The sequence below is a fragment of the Ruegeria sp. YTSC003 genome (assembly GCF_059609785.1).
In genome coordinates, this window is sequence record NZ_JBXWMK010000001.1 from 222337 (window position 1) to 240376 (window position 18040).

Consider the following 18040-nt stretch of genomic DNA (forward strand, 5'->3'; position numbering starts at 1 on the left):
GCGATGATCAGTAAATTGCTGTGGGAGCGCGAAGGTATGACTCAGGATAATCGGGGGGCCGTAAATCACCGGCTGAAATGGATCGGTGTCAGCATGTTGCTGATTTTTCTGACAATTGGATGCGGCTGGGGAATTTACAAATTACCTGCGCCGCTGGTCGACAGGATGCTAAAGGTCGACATTCTCAAGCAGGCCGAACTGTGGAAGCGCCGCGTAGTATTGCATCTAGAAGACCCCGAGACCGCGCTTAAGACGGGCGTGATTGATGCGCATGACGCCGAATTTCTGGCCGCGATGCCCGAAGCTTCTGATGTTTACCGCTTCAAATTGCTCGACTCGAATAGGCGTGTCACTTGGTCGACTCGTCCGACAGAGGTAGGCAGTGTTGAAACCCGTGATTTCTTTCGCAGCGACGTTGCCAGAGGAATGATTCACTATATTCAGGAAGTAGTTCCACTGTCCGAGATCGACGGGCTTGATCTGCATACCGACAATATCCTGAACGCAACGCAGCACCATGTTGCCGAAGTCTTTATGCCGGTGGCCAAGAATGGGCGTTTCATCGGTGCCATTGAATTCTTTACTGATATCTCCGACTTGCGCACCACGTTCATCTCGCGGCTCAGGATTTCTTTGACCGTTCTAAGCGTCATCGCCTTGCTTGCGCTTGTTGCTGTGTCCTTTGCCAGCTACAGGGCGAACCGCTTGCAATTGCAGGCCCTGCAAAAACAATCCGCCAAAGAACGTGATCTGATGGAAGATCAACTGCGCCTGGCCCGCGAAGTCCGATTGCTGGGCGAATTGAACGAGTGGTTGCAATCCAGCCGGTCCTTGGACGAGCTGTTCGATATGGTCTCGCGCTTCATGACCCATATCCTACCCGAGGCTGAGGGCAGCGTTTACGTATATTCCAACTCGCGCGACGTCCTGGATGGCTGTGCCAGTTGGAATGGCGGGACCCATAAGGCGCACATCCATCCCGAAGGGTGTTGGGGGCTTCGGCGTGGCCGAACCTATGAATACGGCGCGTCCGAGATCGACTTTGTCTGTGAACACGCCGAACCACACGACGGGCGACCTTATTTCTGCTTTCCGATACTGGCGCATGGGGAAACGGTCGGCCTTCTACACCTCCGCGCCCTTGAGGGTACAGATGAGGCGTTTCACACGAGTAAAAAGCTGGCACATCTCAGCGCCGAACAGATCAGCATGGCGATTGCCAATGTACGGATGCGCGATCAGTTGCATGACCAGTCCGTCCGGGACCCGTTGACCGGGCTGTTCAACCGGCGGCATATGCTTGAAACCCTGCGCAAATCCATCAATCGCAGTCAGCAAACCGGAGCGCCGCTCAGCCTGATTGCCGTGGATATCGATCATTTCAAGAAATTCAACGACACCCATGGGCATGATGCCGGTGACATGGTGTTGCGTGCAGTTGGTGCCGCTTTGGAACAGGGCTGCGACCGGGATGAAGTTGCCTGCCGCATTGGTGGTGAAGAATTTATGCTGATCCTGCCCGACAATACCTCGGACGACGCAATCACCCGCGCCGAACAATTGCGGCAAGCGGTCGAGGCCGTCTCGGTGCGCTACGGTGAGAAATCCCTGCCCCGTATCACGATCTCGGTTGGGGTTTCGCATTATCCGGCACATGGCACCATGCCGCAGGATCTGATGCGCGCTGCCGATGATGCGTTGTATGCGGCAAAGGACAAAGGTCGCAATCAAGTGCAGGTCGCCGGCAGCGGAAGTGACTCACAGCAGATTTCCCAGCTCAAAAAGCCGGTAAAAGCCATTGGTGGGAAATCAACGGCTTAAAATCCTTGCCGAATCGCGCCTTTGGTCCGATCAATCCCCATGGACCTTCATAGTCGCTTTCCCGGCATCGCCGATCTGAAACACCGCGCCCAGCGCAGGATTCCTCACTTTGTCTGGGAGTATCTGGACAGCGGAACCGGGGTTGAAGCCACGCTGCGCCGCAATCGCGAGGGATTGGACCGCGTCGGTTTCCTGCCGTCTATCCTGCACGGACCATTGGAATTTGACACTTCGACCGAGTTCCTGGGTCAGACCTACCCATTACCGTTCGGCGTTGCCCCGATCGGTATGGCCGGCCTGATTTGGCCTGATGCCGAAGCTCATCTTGCCCGCGCTGCCGCAAGCGCCGGTCTGCCGTTTACCCTATCCAACGTTGCCTGCCTAAGCCCCGAGGACGTCGCGCCGCATCTGGGTGACAACGCGTGGTTTCAGCTTTATCCGCCAAAGGACCCGGACATTCGCAAGGACTTGCTGGATCGGGTTCGGAACGCTGGTTTTACGACGCTGGTGATGACGGCAGACGTCCCGGTTGCATCCCGGCGCGAGCGCCAAACACGCTCGGGTCTGACCAATCCACCGCGGTTGACGCCACGCCTTCTGGCCCAGATCGCGATGCGGCCGGAATGGGCGCTCGGAATAGCGCGCAGCGGGCCGCCGCGGATGCGGACACTGGACAAGTATACGGACAACTCCAGCAACCTGCCCCCGACAGCCCATGTTGGGTACCTGCTGCGGACGTCCCCGGATATGGAATATGTGCACTGGCTGCGCGATGCCTGGGATGGCCCGCTGATCGTGAAAGGCGTCCAGCGTCCTGAAGATGCCGAACCGTTGCAGCAAGCGGGAGTGGACGCTCTCTGGCTTTCGAATCACGGCGGTCGGCAATTTGATGGTGCCCCGGCCAGCATCGAAGCCCTGCCCACCATCCGTGCGGCTACGGACTTGCCCCTTATCTTCGACAGTGGGGTCGAAGGTGGTTTGGACATATTGCGTGCTAAGGCCCTTGGCGCCGATTTCGTGATGATGGGGCGCGGCTTCATGTATGCCCTCGCCGCCCTGGGTGCCAAAGGCCCTGCCCACCTCATCGACATTTTGCGGCAGGACATGCACGCAAACATGGGCCAATTGGGCGCCGAGTCGCTGAATCACCTTCCGCCCACTACACCGCTTGTTCATGCCGCGATGCAGCGCTATTAGAAAGATAGCGCTAACAGGGGGCGTTTGCGAGCGTTAACATGCCGGTTCTACCCAGAACGACTGATATACGTACGCGTATTGTCCGCCTATCAACACGGCCAAACAAGTAGGACCGGGACCCGACATGACTGATTTCAACAAGATCCTGATCGCCAACCGCGGCGAAATTGCCATCCGCGTGATGCGCGCCGCCAATGAGATGGGCAAACGCACCGTTGCCGTCTTTGCCGAAGAGGACAAGCTGGGCTTGCATCGCTTCAAGGCGGACGAGGCCTATCGCATCGGCGAAGGCATGGGGCCTGTTGCCGCCTACCTAAGCATCGATGAGATCATCCGCGTCGCTAAAGAGTGCGGAGCAGATGCGATCCACCCCGGCTATGGCTTGCTGTCCGAGAACCCGGACTTTGTTGATGCCTGCGTTCAGAACGGCATCACCTTCATCGGTCCCAAAGCCGAAACCATGCGTGCACTGGGCGACAAGGCCAGCGCACGCCGCGTGGCCATCGCGGCAGGTGTGCCGGTGATTCCGGCGACCGAGGTGCTGGGCGATGACATGGATGCGATTCGCGCCGAAGCGAAGGAAATCGGCTATCCTATGATGCTCAAAGCCTCCTGGGGCGGCGGTGGACGCGGCATGCGCCCGATCCTGTCAGAAGATGAACTGGAAGAGAAAGTTCTGGAAGGCCGTCGCGAAGCCGAAGCCGCGTTCGGCAATGGCGAGGGCTATCTGGAGAAAATGATTATCCGCGCCCGCCATGTCGAGGTGCAGATCTTAGGCGACAAGCATGGTGAGATCTATCACCTGTACGAACGCGACTGCTCGGTCCAGCGCCGGAACCAAAAAGTTGTCGAACGCGCCCCTGCCCCTTACTTAAACGAAGATCAACGCGCCGAGATCTGTGAGCTGGGCCGCAAAATCTGCGCGCATGTGAATTATGAATGCGCAGGCACGGTTGAATTCCTGATGGATATGGAAACCGGCAAGTTCTACTTCATCGAAGTGAATCCGCGCGTGCAAGTCGAACACACGGTTACTGAAGAAGTCACCGGTATCGACATCGTTCAGGCTCAGATCCTGATCGCCGAGGGCAAAACCCTAGCCGAAGCCACGGGTGCTGCCAGCCAGGCAGACGTGCATCTAACCGGCCACGCGTTGCAGACCCGGATCACTACCGAAGATCCGCAAAACAACTTTATCCCCGACTATGGCCGCATCACTGCGTATCGCTCGGCTACCGGCATGGGCATCCGTCTGGACGGTGGTACGGCTTATGCAGGCGGGGTGATCACGCGGTACTATGACTCGCTGCTGACCAAGGTGACCGCCAAGGCACCAACGCCCGAAGCGGCGATTGCCCGGATGGACCGCGCCCTGCGCGAGTTCCGTATTCGCGGCGTCAGCACCAATATCGACTTTGTCATCAACCTGCTGAAGCACCCGACTTTCCTGTCGAACAAGTATACGACCAAATTCATCGATACGACGCCGGACTTGTTCTCCTTTAAGCGCCGCCGCGACCGGGGCACCAAGGTTCTGACCTATATCGCCGACATCACGGTGAATGGTCACCCCGAGACCAAGGACCGCCCAGAACCACGCGCCGATCTTAAAGACGCAAAGCCTCCGGCACCGAAGTCCGAACCGCAGATGGGCGCACGCAACCTGCTGGAACAAAAAGGCCCGCAAGCCGTTGCTGATTGGATGAAGGCGCAGCGCCAGCTTCTGATCACCGACACAACCATGCGCGACGGCCACCAGTCTTTGCTGGCGACCCGGATGCGGTCGATCGACATGATCAAGGTCGCGCCAACCTATGCAGCTAACCTGCCGCAGTTGTTCTCGGTCGAATGCTGGGGCGGTGCAACTTTCGACGTGGCCTATCGGTTCCTGCAAGAATGCCCTTGGCAGCGTCTGCGCGACCTCCGCGAAGCGATGCCGAACCTGATGACCCAGATGCTGTTGCGCGGTGCGAACGGGGTCGGCTACACCAATTACCCTGACAACGTTGTGCAAGAGTTCGTACGTCAAGCATCGCAGAACATCGATGTGTTCCGTGTGTTCGACTCGTTGAACTGGGTTGAGAATATGCGCGTCGCGATGGACGCCGTGGTTGAGAACGGCAAAATCTGTGAGGGCACCGTCTGTTACACCGGTGATATTCTGGACCCGGACCGCGCCAAGTATGACCTGAAATACTATGTCGGCATGGCGAAAGAACTGCGCGATGCGGGTGCTCATATTCTTGGCCTCAAGGACATGGCGGGGCTATTGAAACCAGCCTCGGCGCGCATCTTGATCCGTGCACTGAAGGAGGAGGTTGGGCTACCGATCCACTTCCACACACACGACACAGCCGGCATCGCCAGCGCGACCATCCTGGCCGCATCCGAGGCAGGTGTGGACGCGGTGGATTGCGCGATGGACAGCTTTAGTGGCAACACATCACAGGCGACTTTGGGCACAGTGGTCGAAGCGCTGCGGCATACCGAGCGTGACACCGGGCTGGACATCAAATCCATCCGCGAGATCAGCGATTATTTTGAGGCGGTCCGCGGGCAATATGCGGCCTTCGAATCCAGCCTGCAGGCTCCGGCTTCTGAGGTCTACTTGCACGAGATGCCCGGCGGTCAGTTCACCAACCTCAAGGCGCAGGCGCGTTCGCTGGGGCTGGAAGAACGTTGGCACGAGGTCGCTCAGATGTATGCTGACGTGAACCGGATGTTCGGTGACATCGTGAAGGTGACACCGTCATCCAAGGTGGTCGGTGACATGGCGCTGATGATGGTCAGCCAGAACATGACCCGTGAACAGGTCGAAGACCCGAATACAGATGTGGCCTTCCCCGACTCGGTGGTCGACATGATGCGCGGCAATCTGGGTCAACCTCCGGGCGGTTTCCCCGACACCATCGTCAAGAAGGTGCTCAAGGATGAAGCCCCTAACACCAATCGCCCCGGCAAAGACGTCCCAGCAGTCGACTTGGAGGCGACCCGGGCGGACTTGTCCAAACAGCTTGAGGGCAAAGAAGTCGATGATGAGGATCTGAACGGCTATCTGATGTATCCCAAGGTGTTCCTTGACTACATGGGGCGTCACCGGGCTTACGGACCTGTACGCACACTTCCCACGCGCACCTTCTTCTATGGCATGGAACCGGGCGAAGAGATCACGGCTGAGATAGACCCCGGAAAAACGCTGGAAATCCGCTGTCAGGCCATCGGTGAGACCGATGAAAAGGGCGAGGTCAAAGTGTTCTTTGAGCTCAACGGCCAACCGCGCGTGATCCGGGTTCCAAACCGTCTGGTGACCTCAACCACGCAGTCCCGTCCCAAAGCCGAGGCGGGCAACCCCAACCACATCGGCGCGCCGATGCCCGGCGTGGTGGCCACCGTTGCCGTGACCGCGGGCCAGGAGGTCAAGGAAGGCGACATGCTGCTGACCATCGAAGCGATGAAGATGGAAACCGGCATCCACGCCGAGCGCGATGCGACGGTCAAGGCCGTGCACGTTCAGCCGGGCAGCCAGATTGACGCAAAGGACCTACTGGTCGAACTGGAATAAACGACCTAACCTTTTCGGGAACAAGGGCCGTTCGGGGAACCGGGCGGCCCTTTTTTGATCCTGAAAGGAGCAGACCATGCTGTCCATCACCCCAGTCTATGCCGCATTGCTGGCACTTCTCTATGTCGCGCTCAGTGTGCGGGTCATCCTGCAGCGCCGCGGCGACAAGATTTCTTACGGCGACGGCGGCAACACCGACATGCTCAAAGTGATGCGCACGCATTCCAACTTTGCCGAATATGCACCGTTTGCCCTGTTACTAATCGCTATGGTCGAGCTGCAGGGCGCCGGTGGCTGGCTGGTCAATCTGTTGGGCCTTGGCATTCTGGCCGGGCGCGTGCTGCATGCCTATGGGTTCGGCCGCAAACCGCAGATTGTGATTCTGCGCCAGATCGGCATGTTGCTGACCTTTGCCGTGATTGTGGTTGCGGCGATAGCCAGCCTTTTGATGGCGCTGTGAACGGGATGGCGGGGATTACCCCGCCAAAATCCGCGTTTCGATTCGAGGGGATCCCGTAAAAATTGATTCGACATCGCCCTTTCGATTCTCACCTTTGCCAGACACCGCGATAGCCAGCAAAATCATCGCCGCCAGGGCCGCCATCTTCAGGTCCTTAATATACGCCATTATTGTCACCTCCACCGTTCTTATTCTTGGATGCTCTGGTTCTTGAACGGTTAAGAGGCGGACTTCCGTCGCAAAGAATTTTCCTATTTTTTGCTTTTTCCGCTTGCAGGCATGCGTGGGAATTTATACATCCCTCCTCACTCAACGGCGCGGGCGTAGCTCAGGGGTAGAGCATAACCTTGCCAAGGTTAGGGTCGGGCGTTCGAATCGCCTCGCCCGCTCCATTGAGAGACCGAAAGGTCGAAAATATGTATCTGATGCGGGCGTAGCTCAGGGGTAGAGCATAACCTTGCCAAGGTTAGGGTCGGGCGTTCGAATCGCCTCGCCCGCTCCAGATACAAACCTCTCTGAACATGCTGGTTCTTTGTCTGGTGTTGCGGCATTCTCGAATGGCACGCAATCACGACAGAGGTCCGCCGATGCCCGAATATGTTATTCGCGCTTTGACAGAAAACGAAGTTCAAACCGCCGTCGACTGGGCCGGTCAGGAGGGGTGGAACCCGGGCCTGCACGATGCGGTTTGTTTCCGCAGTTCGGACCCAGAAGGATTCAAGGGTGGATTTCTGGATGGGCAGATGATCGCCTCTGCGTCCGCTGTGAATTACGACGATAACTACTCGTTTTTAGGCTTCTATATCGTGCAACCCGAGTATCGCGGATCGGGATATGGGTTACAGGTTGCCGAGGCGGTCAAGGCGCATTGCCAGCACCGGAACATGGGCATGGATGGCGTTGTCGAACAGCAAGACAATTATCGCAAATTCGGGTTCGAGCTGGCCTATGACAATTATCGTTTTTCGGGCACGGTCGGTGAGATTCTAAACCAATTGGGCCGGTCCCTTCACGATCAGATCACACCCCTACGCGCCCTGACGGATCAACTGAAAACGTATGACCGGGGCTTGTTCCCTGCCCCGCGCGACACGTTTCTTCACGCTTGGTTCGGCGCGCCCAGCCACGTCTCTCACGTCTTCGAAGAAGATGGTCAGATCAAGGGCTATGCAACCCTGCGGCGGTGTTTGAGCGGGTACAAGGTGGGCCCCCTGTTTGCGAACAATCCCGAGATCGCAGAGGCCCTTTTGGTGTCGCTGCTGGCGACACTTCCCGCCGATCAGATGGATGCAGAGGTCTTCATCGACATGCCCAACCCCAACGCGCATGCTATGGCAATGGCGCAACAGTTGGGTTTGACCAAAGTGTTTGAAACTGGCCGCATGTATTCCAGCCACGCACCGGACATTGATCTGGACCGGATTTACGGCATCACTACATTCGAATTGGGGTAATTTCATCCCACACTCGACATTCCAAAAGCGCAATTGCAAAAAGGAAATCTACTGAATGCCCAGCGATACCCAAAAGCGATTGCTGCTTGAGATGTTTGAGAATCTGCCGGGCGTGGTTTTCATGCTTTTGTTTCGGGCCACGGATGATATGCGATTGGCTGGGTGGGTCGGCACGGTTCTGGCTGCCTCAGTTTGTGTTACCTATGTCAGGAAAACACTGCCTCCACAGCCAATTTTACTTGGCATCAATCTCTTTATGGTGGCGATCACGCCACTGATCGAATGCCTGATTTTGCTTGGCTATCGCGACACGGCGACGATTTTGACCGGGAACATCGCGACCCTCGTTCTTATGAGCGTGTTTTTGACGGGTGTCATTTTGACGGTTCTTAGAACGAACGGTTTTCTGAACTATCAGACCAACGGCGCGAAACAGAGAAACACACACTCTGCCGTTTTGCTGATTGTCTGCACAATCGGTGTGGTTTGGTCGCAAGTGGCCGGAGACAACTATCTGGTCACGCTTGGTGTTCCGCTGATGGTATTGTTCGGTGTACATCAGTTGCTCCGGGCAGGAACAACTGATCAGCAGGCGCGTAACGGCGCGATTTTGGCATGTGCCGCGCCGCAAGGTTCGGTGTCCGACGTTTCGGCCTGACTCAGAACGCCTTGAAGGTCATAGTGGTCAGCGATCGCTCGATATTCGGGATCACAAGCAGGTTTTCATTGATGAAATGACCGACATCGTCGGGTTCGGGAATGTAGAGCTTGAGCAGCAGGTCATATTCGCCGCTGGTCGAGTAAAGCTCGGAGTGAATCTCGCGCAGCGCGATCTCTTCGGCGACTTTGTAGGTGGTGCCGGGTGTGCAGCGGATTTGAATGAAAACGCAGGTGGACATGATTTGGACCTGTTGGTTGAGTTTCCGGCAGGCTGGCATGGCACGTCACCGGGCGCAATCCCCTGCAACAGATTGCAGTGAAAGCAACGCTTGGTCTGGATAAGCCGACCAATCCCCGTCTATAAGCGCGCCTGTAGCAAAAGGAATTCGCCCATGCGCAGCGCAAAGATCAGCCGTCAAACCGCCGAGACCGAGATTTCGGTCGAGGTCAATCTTGACGGCACCGGCACCTATGACAATCAGACCGGCGTCGGGTTCTTCGATCACATGCTGGACCAACTTGCGCGCCATTCGCTGATCGACATGACGATCAGCGCCAAGGGCGATTATCATATCGACGACCACCACACTGTCGAAGATACCGGTATTGCACTGGGCCAGGCGTTGACGCAGGCCTTGGGCGACAAGAAAGGCATCCGTCGCTATGGCGAGTGCCACTTGCCCATGGATGACGCGCAAGTACGCTGCGCGCTGGATTTATCGGGCCGTCCGTTCCTGATCTGGAACGTGGACCTTCCGACCCCAAAGATCGGCAATTTCGACACCGAACTGGTGCGCGAGTTCTTTCAGGCACTCAGCACCCATGGCGGCATCACCTTGCACATTGACCAAGTGCACGGATTCAACAGCCACCACATTGCCGAGGCTGCCTTCAAGGCCGTCGCGCGCGCATTGCGTCTGGCCGTTGAGACAGACCCGCGCAAAGCTGATGCGATTCCGTCGACCAAGGGCGCGCTGTAAATGCTAACCGCCATTATCGACTACGAAAGCGGCAACCTGCATTCGGCCGAAAAGGCGTTTCAGCGCATGGCGCGCGAGATGGACGCGGGTGAGGTTGTCGTGACCTCAGACGCCGACGTCGTTGCGCGGGCCGACCGACTGGTTTTGCCCGGTGACGGCGCTTTTCCTGCCTGCGCGGCTGAGCTGCGCGGCCACAAAGGCATCTACGACGCGATGGTCGAGGCAGTCGAGCAGAAAGGTCGCCCATTTCTGGGCATCTGCGTCGGCATGCAACTGATGGCCTCTAAAGGCCATGAATACTCCCAGACCGACGGTCTGGGCTGGGTTGCAGGCGATGTGGTGCGGATCGAACCATCGGACAGCGCGCTGAAAGTGCCCCATATGGGCTGGAACGATCTGGTTTTGGAAAGCGACCACCCGGTCTTTGCTGGAGTGCAGTCAGGCGATCACGCCTATTTCGTGCACTCCTACCATTTCCGGGTCACCGATCCGGCGCAGCGTTTGGCTTATGTGGAATATGGGCAGGAGGTCACGGCCGTGATCGGCCGCGACACAATGGTTGGGATGCAGTTTCACCCTGAGAAAAGTCAGGATGTTGGCCTGCGGATGATCGGGAACTTCCTGACCTGGACGCCCTGAGCGGTTACTGAACCCGCGTCCAGTCCTGCCCGCGACACACGAGACCGCCTACAGCACAGCCTTTGACGGTCAGCTTGTTCTGGCTGTCCAGCGTCATTTTCGAGCTGTAGGTCTTGTCCCGGTCCGGGGCCCAGATCTTGCCGCCGCTATAGCTGCCGCCGCCATCGGGCACCATATCCCAGATGATCTGCTTGCCGAGGTTTTCATACGCCAGCTGCTCATTACCGTCTTTGTCAAAGGCGGTGTCGATGGTGCCACAAATCGCGCTGCCGCATTCCGAAATCGAAACGTGTAGATACCCACCGGTATCCCCGGGCTGAGTCTTCCAAAGACCGTCAACCGGATCGGCTGCAAAAGCAGCGCTGGCCAATACCGCAAACCCGGCTGCAAGTGTGAATGTTTTCATGATTTCCTCCCTTATTTCTGCTCAGTCTGGCCCGGCTGGGCAATTCCGGCAAGATTGACTTGGCGTCGCGTTGCATCCCCTGCCCCGCATGTGCGATATCCCGCGCGAACAAATCAGATATAGGGCCGCCTGACATGATCCTCTACCCCGCCATCGACCTCAAAGACGGACAGGCCGTACGCCTGCTGCGTGGTGAAATGGATAAGGCAACGGTGTTCAACGAAAACCCGGCGGCACAGGCCCGTGCTTTTGTCGAGGCAGGCTGTGAATGGCTTCACCTCGTCGATCTGAACGGCGCTTTCGCGGGTGAGCCGGTCAACGCCGCCCCGGTTGAAGCGATCCTGAGAGAATGCAACGTGCCCGCGCAGTTGGGCGGTGGCATTCGCGACATGTCTACGATCGAGACATGGATCGACAAAGGTCTGGCGCGCGTGATTCTGGGCACCGTGGCGGTCGAAAACCCCGATCTGGTGCGTGAAGCTGCCAAGGAATTTCCGGGCAAAGTTGCTGTCGGCATCGATGCGCGCGACGGCATGGTGGCCACTAAGGGCTGGGCCGAAGAGACCAACGTAAAAGTCACCGATCTGGCCCGCAGTTTCGAGGACGCTGGCGTTGCGGCCATCATCTATACCGACATTAATCGCGACGGAGCGATGCAGGGGCCGAACATCCGGGCAACGGCAGATTTGGCCCGCGCGGTGTCAATCCCGGTCATCGCCTCGGGTGGGGTCAGTTCGCTGGATGATCTGATCGCCCTGCGTGATTGTGGCGTGGCATTGGACGGCGCGATCTCGGGCCGGGCGCTTTATGATGGCGCGATTGACCTTTCCGAGGCCATTCGCGCCTTAAGCTGATCACTCGGCCGCAACCGAAGTCAGCTTGGCAAGCGCACCGCGCATCTTTTCGATGATAGGTGATTTCTCGACTTCGTCGAGCTCATCCATCGTCTCTTTCGGGTCCTCATAGGCCAGCCAGACCTGCCCGGTCTCGTCTTCGTATGCCTGCACTTTGAGCGGCAGGAAAAGCCCGGCGCGCGGATCAATCTGCATCGCGGGCGTACCCAGTGCCGGGTTGCCAAAGATCAGAACCTGATTGGCGGGGATGGTCAGACCGACCTTTTCCGCACCAGCTGCATGATCGACGCGTGCAAAGACGGTCGCGCCCGCATTGCCAACGGCAGCTTCTAGCGCGTCCAACGCCTCTTGCACCGATTTGTTCGTGTTTACCTTGATGATGTCGTCAGCCATGGCAGACATCGCCCCTCCAAAAGTCAAAATTGTTGCCAATATCAGATTTCGCATATCGGATTTCCTTCTGTAAATTTCATCCAAATTGTCTCAGCTTTTCGAGAACTTGCAATCACATCTCCGGCATCGGCGAAGCCTTGCCACGCACCCGACCCCTCGCAACTTTGAAACCCACGCAGACCGTCCCGTATTCGAGAACAATAACCCATTCTGACAGATATTTTACCCAGCTTGGCCCAAACTTGGTCTTATTTCGCCTGTAGCAGTTTGAAAAATAACTCGAGCAGGGTTTGCCACCGTGAGTATTACGAGCACAGAATATTCGAACAATTCTTGGTTCAGAATTGCGATCATATTCAGTTTTTGCGTCACAATTTTTGTCAGCGCATCTCTTCTGTTTTTTGTCCAGCCCCTGTTTGCCAAGCTGGTCCTACCGCAAATCGGTGGCGCTCCTGCGGTTTGGACGACCGCGATGCTGTTCTTCCAGATGGTTTTAATCTTGGGCTACATTTACGCCCATGTGCTGACGAAATGGATACCTCTGCGCTGGCAGCTTGTTACTCACCTGGTACTTTGGACGGCTGCGCTGACGTATCTGCCCCTCTCAATAAACGAGGGCTGGAGCTATGACGCATCCAGCTCGACCGCACTGCAAACCCTTAAGTTGTTTGCCCTGGGTGTCGGCCTGCCATTTGCCGTTCTTTCTGCGAATGCGCCATTGCTTCAGGCGTGGTACTCACGGTCCGGCGGGCCTTCGGCAGACGACCCCTATTTCCTGTACAGCGCCAGTAATGTGGGATCACTGCTGGCTCTTTTGGCTTTTCCTTTGCTGGCAGACCCTCTTCTGGGTGCCAGTGCGACCAGCAAAATTTGGTCCGTCGGTTTTGTCATTTTCGGTGGGTTGATGGCGGTAAGTGGCCTTATTGCGCTACGCGGGTCGAGCAGCGACCTTGCGCCGATCGCAGCTGATGTCGCGAAGAGCACCCCAAAGATGAAGCAGATTGCAACCTGGATTGTGATCGCTTTCGTACCCTCATCCCTGATGCTTTCCTTTACCACGAAAGCCAGTACGGATCTGGGTTCAATCCCGCTTATCTGGGTTGTGCCCCTTGCGACCTACCTTCTTTCCTTCATATTCGCCTTTGCGAAACTGAATTGGCTTAGTGTCAAATCCTTACACATCCCGATGATTTTGGCGCTGGCGATTGGTGTCGTCCTACTTTCCAACCTGATCGACCATCACACAAACCCCATCGTCTTTTTGTTGTACGTTCCCATTCTATTTGTAATCGCCTTGTATGCACATAGGTTGCTTTATGAAATGAGACCGCCGGCAGAGCAATTGACAGTGTTCTACATCGCACTGTCGATAGGCGGTGCTTTTGGCGGATTGTTCAATTCCATCATTGCACCTTTTGCATTTGCCCTAGAAGTCGAGGCGCAAATGACGCTTATTTTGGCTGGCGGGTTGCTCTTGATCGGGAAAGGCGCAGTTACGCCCAGGAATCTGGCATTTGGCCTGATTATCAGCTACCCGATCCTTTTGTGCTTCGGCATGATCGATGGAATAAACCCTCTTGGAGATGGAGCCTTGCGCGCGGTTGTCGCAACCGCGATCCTGTTGGGTGCACTGATCCTGTTCCGTAATCAACCTGCGCGTATCATAGCGATTATCGCGGCACTTATGCTGCCGGTACTTTGGCCACAAAAGGACTCGTTGCTTCAAGATCGAAGCTTCTTTGGAACGCACAGGGTTTTCTCAATTGCGGGCCTCAGAATGTATCAAAACGGGACCACACTGCACGGTTTGCAGTTGGAATCAGAAATTGGTCAAAAACCTACGCCGAAGTCTTACTACTATCCCAAAGGGCCAATGGCACAGGTCATAACGTCTGAGTTTGGACGAGAAGCCGACAGCATCGGTATTGTCGGCCTCGGAGTCGGTGCTCTTTCCTGCTACAAGCTTCCATCTCAGAAATGGGCATTCTTTGAAATCGACGCCATGGTTGACCAAGTGGCGCGCAAACCTTCCCTTTTCACCTACATCTCGGAATGCGCACCAGATTCGCCAACACACCTTGGTGACGCACGCATTGTCCTGGCGCACACAGATTATTCCTTCGATATTCTCGTCCTGGACGCATACAGCTCTGATGCTATTCCTGTGCATCTGATCACTGAAGAAGCGGTGCGGATGTATACAGAGCGACTGGCTGATGACGGAATAATGGTCTTTCACGTCAGCAACCGGTACTACGATCTGGTCGACCCGCTTGCGCGCATTGCAGACAAACTTGGGTTCCACGCGGCCAAACAGTTCCATCGGGTTGAGCCGGGCGCAAACGAACTAGGCGCATCGGATTCCCAAGTGGTGATTGTCAGCCCAGATCAGAGAAGAGTCGACGGTTTTGTCCAAAATGGAAAATGGCAGTCCGTGGTTTCTGATGGGGGTGAGCCGTGGACGGACGATAAGGCAAACTTGCTGTCCGCGCTCATATTGCTCAAAGACTAGTAGCAAACGCACTAATGTGAGACAGCGTTTTCTTCCAACCGGCAGAAATTCCGCTTTTAAGGTTCAAATGACCCCGCCGTTTTCCTCAAGGTGCCTTTACGGCACTGGAAAAGGCGGGGTTTTGCCGATACAGGTGCGCCAACAAAGGACGCCGGTATGCTGAAAACCCGTATCATTCCCTGTCTGGATGTCGCCGATGGCCGTGTTGTCAAAGGTGTCAATTTCGTTGGCCTGCGTGACGCGGGCGATCCTGTAGAGTCGGCCAAAGCCTATGACGCAGCAGGCGCGGATGAGATCTGTTTTCTGGACATTCACGCCACCCATGAAAACCGTGGCACCATGTTTGATGTGGTTCAACGCACGGCTGAACAGTGTTTTGTTCCGCTGACCGTCGGAGGAGGCGTCCGTACCAAAGACGACGTTCGCGCGCTGCTGTTGGCTGGTGCCGACAAGGTCAGCTTCAACTCGGCCGCTGTCGCCAACCCCGATGTCATCGCCGAAGCTGCGGATCAATTCGGTAGCCAGTGTATTGTCTGCGCCATCGACGCCAAAACCGTCAGCCCGGGCAAGTGGGAGATTTTCACCCATGGGGGTCGCAAACCGACCGGCATCGACGCAGTTGAGTTCGCCAAAACCGTTGTCGCCAAAGGGGCCGGCGAAATTCTGTTGACCTCGATGGACCGCGACGGCACCAAAGCCGGGTTCAATCTGCCCCTGACCCGCGCGATCTCAGACGCGGTGGACGTGCCGGTGATTGCCTCGGGCGGCGTAGGCAACCTGGATCATCTGGTCGAGGGTGTGACAGAGGGCGGGGCCAGTGCCGTACTGGCGGCCTCAATCTTCCACTTTGGCGAATACACCATCCGCGAGGCCAAGGAACACATGGCTGCTGCTGGCATCCCCATGAGGCTGACATGAACATCCTGCACGATCTGGCCGCGACGATTGAAGCCCGCAAGGGGGCCGAGCCCGACTCCAGCTGGACCGCAAAGCTACTGGCCAAGGGGCCTGAGAAATGTGCCGAGAAATTCGGGGAAGAGGCTGTTGAGGCCATCATCGAAGCCGTCAAGGGTGACAAAGACAAGCTGACCGCTGAGGCTGCGGATGTCCTCTATCACCTGCTGGTCATGCTGGCCGCGCGGGACGTGGCGCTGGATGACGTATTGACCGAGTTGGCCCGCCGCCAGGGCACAAGCGGCATCACCGAAAAGGCATCGCGCCCAAAGACCTAAGCGCGGGTTCCGTCCTGCCGCCCTGCCCTGTATAGTCAGGGATCAGTGTGGGACCGACCGAGGAACGCAGGAATGACCAGGGCTCTGGCCAGTGTAATGGCTTTGCTTTCGCTTGTGATGATTACCGCGTGTTCGGCGCCGCCGCGCACGACCGGTGATGAAGTTCAAAGACTGGCAATGGAAATCCGCAGCCTTGGTCCCGACATCGACCCCGAAGAAGCCGACCGCGCAGCCCGCATCGCCTATTCCTATACCGCGCAGCTGGTTCAGGAGTACGAAATCACCGACCCGCCGCTGATCCACAATGCCAAGGTCAACAAGGGTCTACGCCCGCGTGGGCTGTGCTGGCATTGGGCCGAGGATATCGAACGTCGGCTGAAGCAAGAGAACTTCCAGACCTTGGAATTGCACCGTGCGATAGCAAATGCGGACAACCAGTTCAGAATCGACCACAGCACGGCCATCATCAGCCGCAGGGGTGAGACGATGTATGACGGCGTGGTGCTGGACCCATGGCGGTACGGCGGTGTTCTATTCTGGTCGCCCTTGGTGGAAGACACGAAGTATGAGTGGGTGCCGCGCAGCGTTGTGCTGGAGAAGCGCCGTCAGGAACAATACGGGGAATTGCTGCCCTATGTCGGCGGCTAGCATTCACAACCTGGAAGAAATCACTCCGGTCGCGAATCCGCCCATGCGCAGCTCACCAAACAGACGCTGATATTCGATCTTCGGGCAACGATTCATTACAACGTCTATGCCCCGCGCCTTTGCTTTGGCCGCGGCTTCGGGATGTTCAACGCCGATCTGCATCCAGATCGTGCGCAGGTCGGGAAAAGAAGACAAGGCTTCGTCAACTATTGGCGGAACGGCTTCAGACCGGCGAAAGATGTCAACCATATCCACCGGCTGAGTAATGTCAGACAGTGACGCGCGGACGGTCTGGCCAAAAAGTAACTTCCCGGCATGGCCCGGGTTCACCGGGATCACTGTGTATCCCTTAAGTGAAAGATACCGGGCGACATAATAGCTGGGCCGCACCGGGTTCATCGAAACGCCCACCACGGCAATCACCTTGGTTCGACGCAGGATGTCTTTCAGGAATGGGTCTGTGTAATTCGCCATGCGGCCACCCTAGACTTGGCGCAGCAAAGAAAAAAGCGCTCAGGTCAAACCTGAGCGCCAGTTGTTGGAACGAGGGACAGTGAAATGACCCGCGGCAGTTCCGTTCCGCGGTCACTGTGACATTTAGGCATAAGTTCAGAGAAAAAAAGAGGGGCGTCGCATTTTTGTGATGACAGGCCGAAGAAAGCGGAAATTCGCCTAGTCTTGATACAGAACCACAGGCCAGTTTTCCTCGGCCATGTGAATGTACTCTGCGCGATCTCCGCGCCAGAGCTGCTCAATCTCAGGCGAGTGGGTCAGATACAGCCGGCCTTCCACCATGTCCCAAAGCATCGGATCGGTGCTTTTTAAGATACCTTGCGCCATGGCATAGGCGCAGTAGCCCCCGAACTGAGGGGAAAAGGCGCGAGGATTGCTTTCAAACAGATCGCGATTCTCGGCCGAGGCGAAATGCCATTCGGCCCCTTTCCAGATCACAGAATATTCTGGCAAACCCCTTACCGGCGTTTCCTCAAGAAAATATGAGACAGGGTCGTAGCCGGCCATGACGGCGCCGTCCGTCTCATAGAAAACGGGCATGTCCTGTGCATGAGCGGCAGGAAGAAGGGCAACGGCGGCCATCGCGCCGAGTATGAAACGTTTGATTGGCATCACATGCTCAGAATTACAAATTCAGGGTATCAAAATGCAATCTTTTGTCGCGCGAAACACCCCTATTAACGCGGTTGTGAACACTCGTGTCGCTTTA

Annotated in this window: 19 protein-coding genes and 2 tRNA genes; 15 read left to right on the forward strand and 6 right to left on the reverse strand. The window is 56.7% G+C overall.

The features are described 5' to 3' along the window. Window positions 1-36 precede the first annotated feature (36 nt). From AC2FFH_RS01100 to AC2FFH_RS01115, 4 genes are all read left to right on the forward strand, one after another. Window positions 37-1821 (forward strand): sensor domain-containing diguanylate cyclase, encoded by a 1785-nt coding sequence (locus tag AC2FFH_RS01100; protein WP_496843775.1) that lies wholly within the window; start codon window positions 37-39, stop codon window positions 1819-1821. A 39-nt stretch (window positions 1822-1860) separates the two neighbouring features. Then, a complete protein-coding gene (locus AC2FFH_RS01105) occupies window positions 1861-3018 on the forward strand; it encodes an alpha-hydroxy acid oxidase (protein WP_496843547.1) in 1158 nt (385 codons plus the stop codon). Between the two features lie 124 nt (window positions 3019-3142). Further along, window positions 3143-6580: a pyruvate carboxylase gene (locus tag AC2FFH_RS01110; RefSeq protein WP_496767945.1), complete on the forward strand. Its 3438-nt coding sequence runs from the start codon at window positions 3143-3145 to the stop codon at window positions 6578-6580. A gap of 76 nt (window positions 6581-6656) precedes the next feature. Continuing rightward, window positions 6657-7040, forward strand: a complete 384-nt coding sequence (locus AC2FFH_RS01115; RefSeq protein ID WP_496724367.1) for an MAPEG family protein — start codon at window positions 6657-6659, stop codon at window positions 7038-7040. 15 nt (window positions 7041-7055) lie between these two features. Here AC2FFH_RS01115 and AC2FFH_RS01120 read toward each other — a convergent pair whose 3' ends face one another. Then, window positions 7056-7208: a hypothetical protein gene (locus AC2FFH_RS01120; RefSeq protein WP_496767942.1), complete on the reverse strand. Its 153-nt coding sequence runs from the start codon at window positions 7206-7208 to the stop codon at window positions 7056-7058. 149 nt (window positions 7209-7357) lie between these two features. Here AC2FFH_RS01120 and AC2FFH_RS01125 point away from each other — a divergent pair. From AC2FFH_RS01125 to AC2FFH_RS01140, 4 genes are all read left to right on the forward strand, one after another. Then, window positions 7358-7432: transfer RNA gene (locus AC2FFH_RS01125), tRNA-Gly, on the forward strand. 35 nt (window positions 7433-7467) lie between these two features. After that, window positions 7468-7542 (forward strand) — tRNA-Gly (locus AC2FFH_RS01130). Window positions 7543-7627: 85 nt separating this feature from the next. After that, window positions 7628-8494: a GNAT family N-acetyltransferase gene (locus AC2FFH_RS01135; protein ID WP_496738051.1), complete on the forward strand. Its 867-nt coding sequence runs from the start codon at window positions 7628-7630 to the stop codon at window positions 8492-8494. Window positions 8495-8549: 55 nt separating this feature from the next. Then, window positions 8550-9152 (forward strand): hypothetical protein, encoded by a 603-nt coding sequence (locus AC2FFH_RS01140; RefSeq protein WP_496767941.1) that lies wholly within the window; start codon window positions 8550-8552, stop codon window positions 9150-9152. Between the two features lies 1 nt (window position 9153). Here the strand turns inward: AC2FFH_RS01140 and AC2FFH_RS01145 are convergent, their stop codons facing one another. Continuing rightward, window positions 9154-9393 (reverse strand): Lrp/AsnC family transcriptional regulator, encoded by a 240-nt coding sequence (locus AC2FFH_RS01145; RefSeq protein ID WP_496767940.1) that lies wholly within the window; start codon window positions 9391-9393, stop codon window positions 9154-9156. 153 nt (window positions 9394-9546) lie between these two features. Here AC2FFH_RS01145 and hisB point away from each other — a divergent pair, with 153 nt between their 5' ends. Further along, window positions 9547-10134 carry an imidazoleglycerol-phosphate dehydratase HisB gene (hisB, locus tag AC2FFH_RS01150; protein WP_496738054.1) on the forward strand — a complete coding sequence of 196 codons (588 nt, stop codon included), beginning with the start codon at window positions 9547-9549 and terminating at the stop codon, window positions 10132-10134. Beyond that, window positions 10135-10773 (forward strand): imidazole glycerol phosphate synthase subunit HisH, encoded by a 639-nt coding sequence (hisH, locus tag AC2FFH_RS01155; RefSeq protein ID WP_496843548.1) that lies wholly within the window; start codon window positions 10135-10137, stop codon window positions 10771-10773. Window positions 10774-10777: 4 nt separating this feature from the next. Here the strand turns inward: hisH and AC2FFH_RS01160 are convergent, their stop codons facing one another. Continuing rightward, the gene (locus tag AC2FFH_RS01160; protein WP_058274317.1) at window positions 10778-11179 is read right to left on the reverse strand and encodes a DUF2147 domain-containing protein; all 402 of its coding nucleotides are present in this window, start codon (window positions 11177-11179) and stop codon (window positions 10778-10780) included. Window positions 11180-11313: 134 nt separating this feature from the next. Here AC2FFH_RS01160 and hisA point away from each other — a divergent pair, with 134 nt between their 5' ends. Further along, window positions 11314-12033, forward strand: coding sequence for a 1-(5-phosphoribosyl)-5-[(5-phosphoribosylamino)methylideneamino]imidazole-4-carboxamide isomerase (hisA, locus tag AC2FFH_RS01165; protein WP_282151630.1), 720 nt, complete (start codon window positions 11314-11316; stop codon window positions 12031-12033). On the opposite strand, the gene AC2FFH_RS01170 is transcribed toward hisA, so the two are convergent. Continuing rightward, a complete protein-coding gene (locus AC2FFH_RS01170) occupies window positions 12034-12426 on the reverse strand; it encodes a DUF302 domain-containing protein (protein WP_496843550.1) in 393 nt (130 codons plus the stop codon). It lies immediately after the preceding gene. Between the two features lie 472 nt (window positions 12427-12898). On the opposite strand from AC2FFH_RS01170, the gene AC2FFH_RS01175 reads away from it, so the two are divergent. From AC2FFH_RS01175 to AC2FFH_RS01190, 4 genes are all read left to right on the forward strand, one after another. Then, complete coding sequence (locus tag AC2FFH_RS01175; RefSeq protein ID WP_496843551.1) at window positions 12899-14938, forward strand: spermidine synthase; 2040 nt, start codon at window positions 12899-12901, stop codon at window positions 14936-14938. Between the two features lie 156 nt (window positions 14939-15094). Further along, the gene (gene hisF, locus AC2FFH_RS01180) at window positions 15095-15856 is read left to right on the forward strand and encodes an imidazole glycerol phosphate synthase subunit HisF (RefSeq protein WP_170383233.1); all 762 of its coding nucleotides are present in this window, start codon (window positions 15095-15097) and stop codon (window positions 15854-15856) included. Continuing rightward, the gene (locus tag AC2FFH_RS01185) at window positions 15853-16170 is read left to right on the forward strand and encodes a phosphoribosyl-ATP diphosphatase (RefSeq protein WP_496724348.1); all 318 of its coding nucleotides are present in this window, start codon (window positions 15853-15855) and stop codon (window positions 16168-16170) included. Before hisF ends, AC2FFH_RS01185 begins: the two co-directional genes overlap by 4 nt. A 72-nt stretch (window positions 16171-16242) precedes the next feature. After that, on the forward strand, window positions 16243-16818 hold the full coding sequence (locus AC2FFH_RS01190) for a hypothetical protein (protein WP_496843552.1): 576 nt from the start codon (window positions 16243-16245) through the stop codon (window positions 16816-16818). A 3-nt stretch (window positions 16819-16821) separates the two neighbouring features. Here AC2FFH_RS01190 and AC2FFH_RS01195 read toward each other — a convergent pair whose 3' ends face one another. Continuing rightward, entirely contained in the window at window positions 16822-17292 is a 471-nt protein-coding gene (locus AC2FFH_RS01195) for a CoA-binding protein (protein WP_496843553.1), read from the reverse strand. Window positions 17293-17490: 198 nt separating this feature from the next. Next, complete coding sequence (locus tag AC2FFH_RS01200) at window positions 17491-17943, reverse strand: YHS domain-containing (seleno)protein (RefSeq protein WP_496843554.1); 453 nt, start codon at window positions 17941-17943, stop codon at window positions 17491-17493. Window positions 17944-18040 lie beyond the last annotated feature (97 nt).

Coding starts and splice junctions, on each gene's coding strand:
- AC2FFH_RS01100 (WP_496843775.1), top strand. CDS start 37: ATGACTCAGGATAATCGGGGGGCCGTAAATCACCGGCTGAAATGGATC.
- AC2FFH_RS01105 (WP_496843547.1), top strand. CDS start 1,861: ATGGACCTTCATAGTCGCTTTCCCGGCATCGCCGATCTGAAACACCGC.
- AC2FFH_RS01110 (WP_496767945.1), top strand. CDS start 3,143: ATGACTGATTTCAACAAGATCCTGATCGCCAACCGCGGCGAAATTGCC.
- AC2FFH_RS01115 (WP_496724367.1), top strand. CDS start 6,657: ATGCTGTCCATCACCCCAGTCTATGCCGCATTGCTGGCACTTCTCTAT.
- AC2FFH_RS01120 (WP_496767942.1), bottom strand. CDS start 7,208: ATGGCGTATATTAAGGACCTGAAGATGGCGGCCCTGGCGGCGATGATT.
- AC2FFH_RS01135 (WP_496738051.1), top strand. CDS start 7,628: ATGCCCGAATATGTTATTCGCGCTTTGACAGAAAACGAAGTTCAAACC.
- AC2FFH_RS01140 (WP_496767941.1), top strand. CDS start 8,550: ATGCCCAGCGATACCCAAAAGCGATTGCTGCTTGAGATGTTTGAGAAT.
- AC2FFH_RS01145 (WP_496767940.1), bottom strand. CDS start 9,393: ATGTCCACCTGCGTTTTCATTCAAATCCGCTGCACACCCGGCACCACC.
- hisB (WP_496738054.1), top strand. CDS start 9,547: ATGCGCAGCGCAAAGATCAGCCGTCAAACCGCCGAGACCGAGATTTCG.
- hisH (WP_496843548.1), top strand. CDS start 10,135: ATGCTAACCGCCATTATCGACTACGAAAGCGGCAACCTGCATTCGGCC.
- AC2FFH_RS01160 (WP_058274317.1), bottom strand. CDS start 11,179: ATGAAAACATTCACACTTGCAGCCGGGTTTGCGGTATTGGCCAGCGCT.
- hisA (WP_282151630.1), top strand. CDS start 11,314: ATGATCCTCTACCCCGCCATCGACCTCAAAGACGGACAGGCCGTACGC.
- AC2FFH_RS01170 (WP_496843550.1), bottom strand. CDS start 12,426: ATGGCTGACGACATCATCAAGGTAAACACGAACAAATCGGTGCAAGAG.
- AC2FFH_RS01175 (WP_496843551.1), top strand. CDS start 12,899: ATGCTGTTCTTCCAGATGGTTTTAATCTTGGGCTACATTTACGCCCAT.
- hisF (WP_170383233.1), top strand. CDS start 15,095: ATGCTGAAAACCCGTATCATTCCCTGTCTGGATGTCGCCGATGGCCGT.
- AC2FFH_RS01185 (WP_496724348.1), top strand. CDS start 15,853: ATGAACATCCTGCACGATCTGGCCGCGACGATTGAAGCCCGCAAGGGG.
- AC2FFH_RS01190 (WP_496843552.1), top strand. CDS start 16,243: ATGACCAGGGCTCTGGCCAGTGTAATGGCTTTGCTTTCGCTTGTGATG.
- AC2FFH_RS01195 (WP_496843553.1), bottom strand. CDS start 17,292: ATGGCGAATTACACAGACCCATTCCTGAAAGACATCCTGCGTCGAACC.
- AC2FFH_RS01200 (WP_496843554.1), bottom strand. CDS start 17,943: ATGCCAATCAAACGTTTCATACTCGGCGCGATGGCCGCCGTTGCCCTT.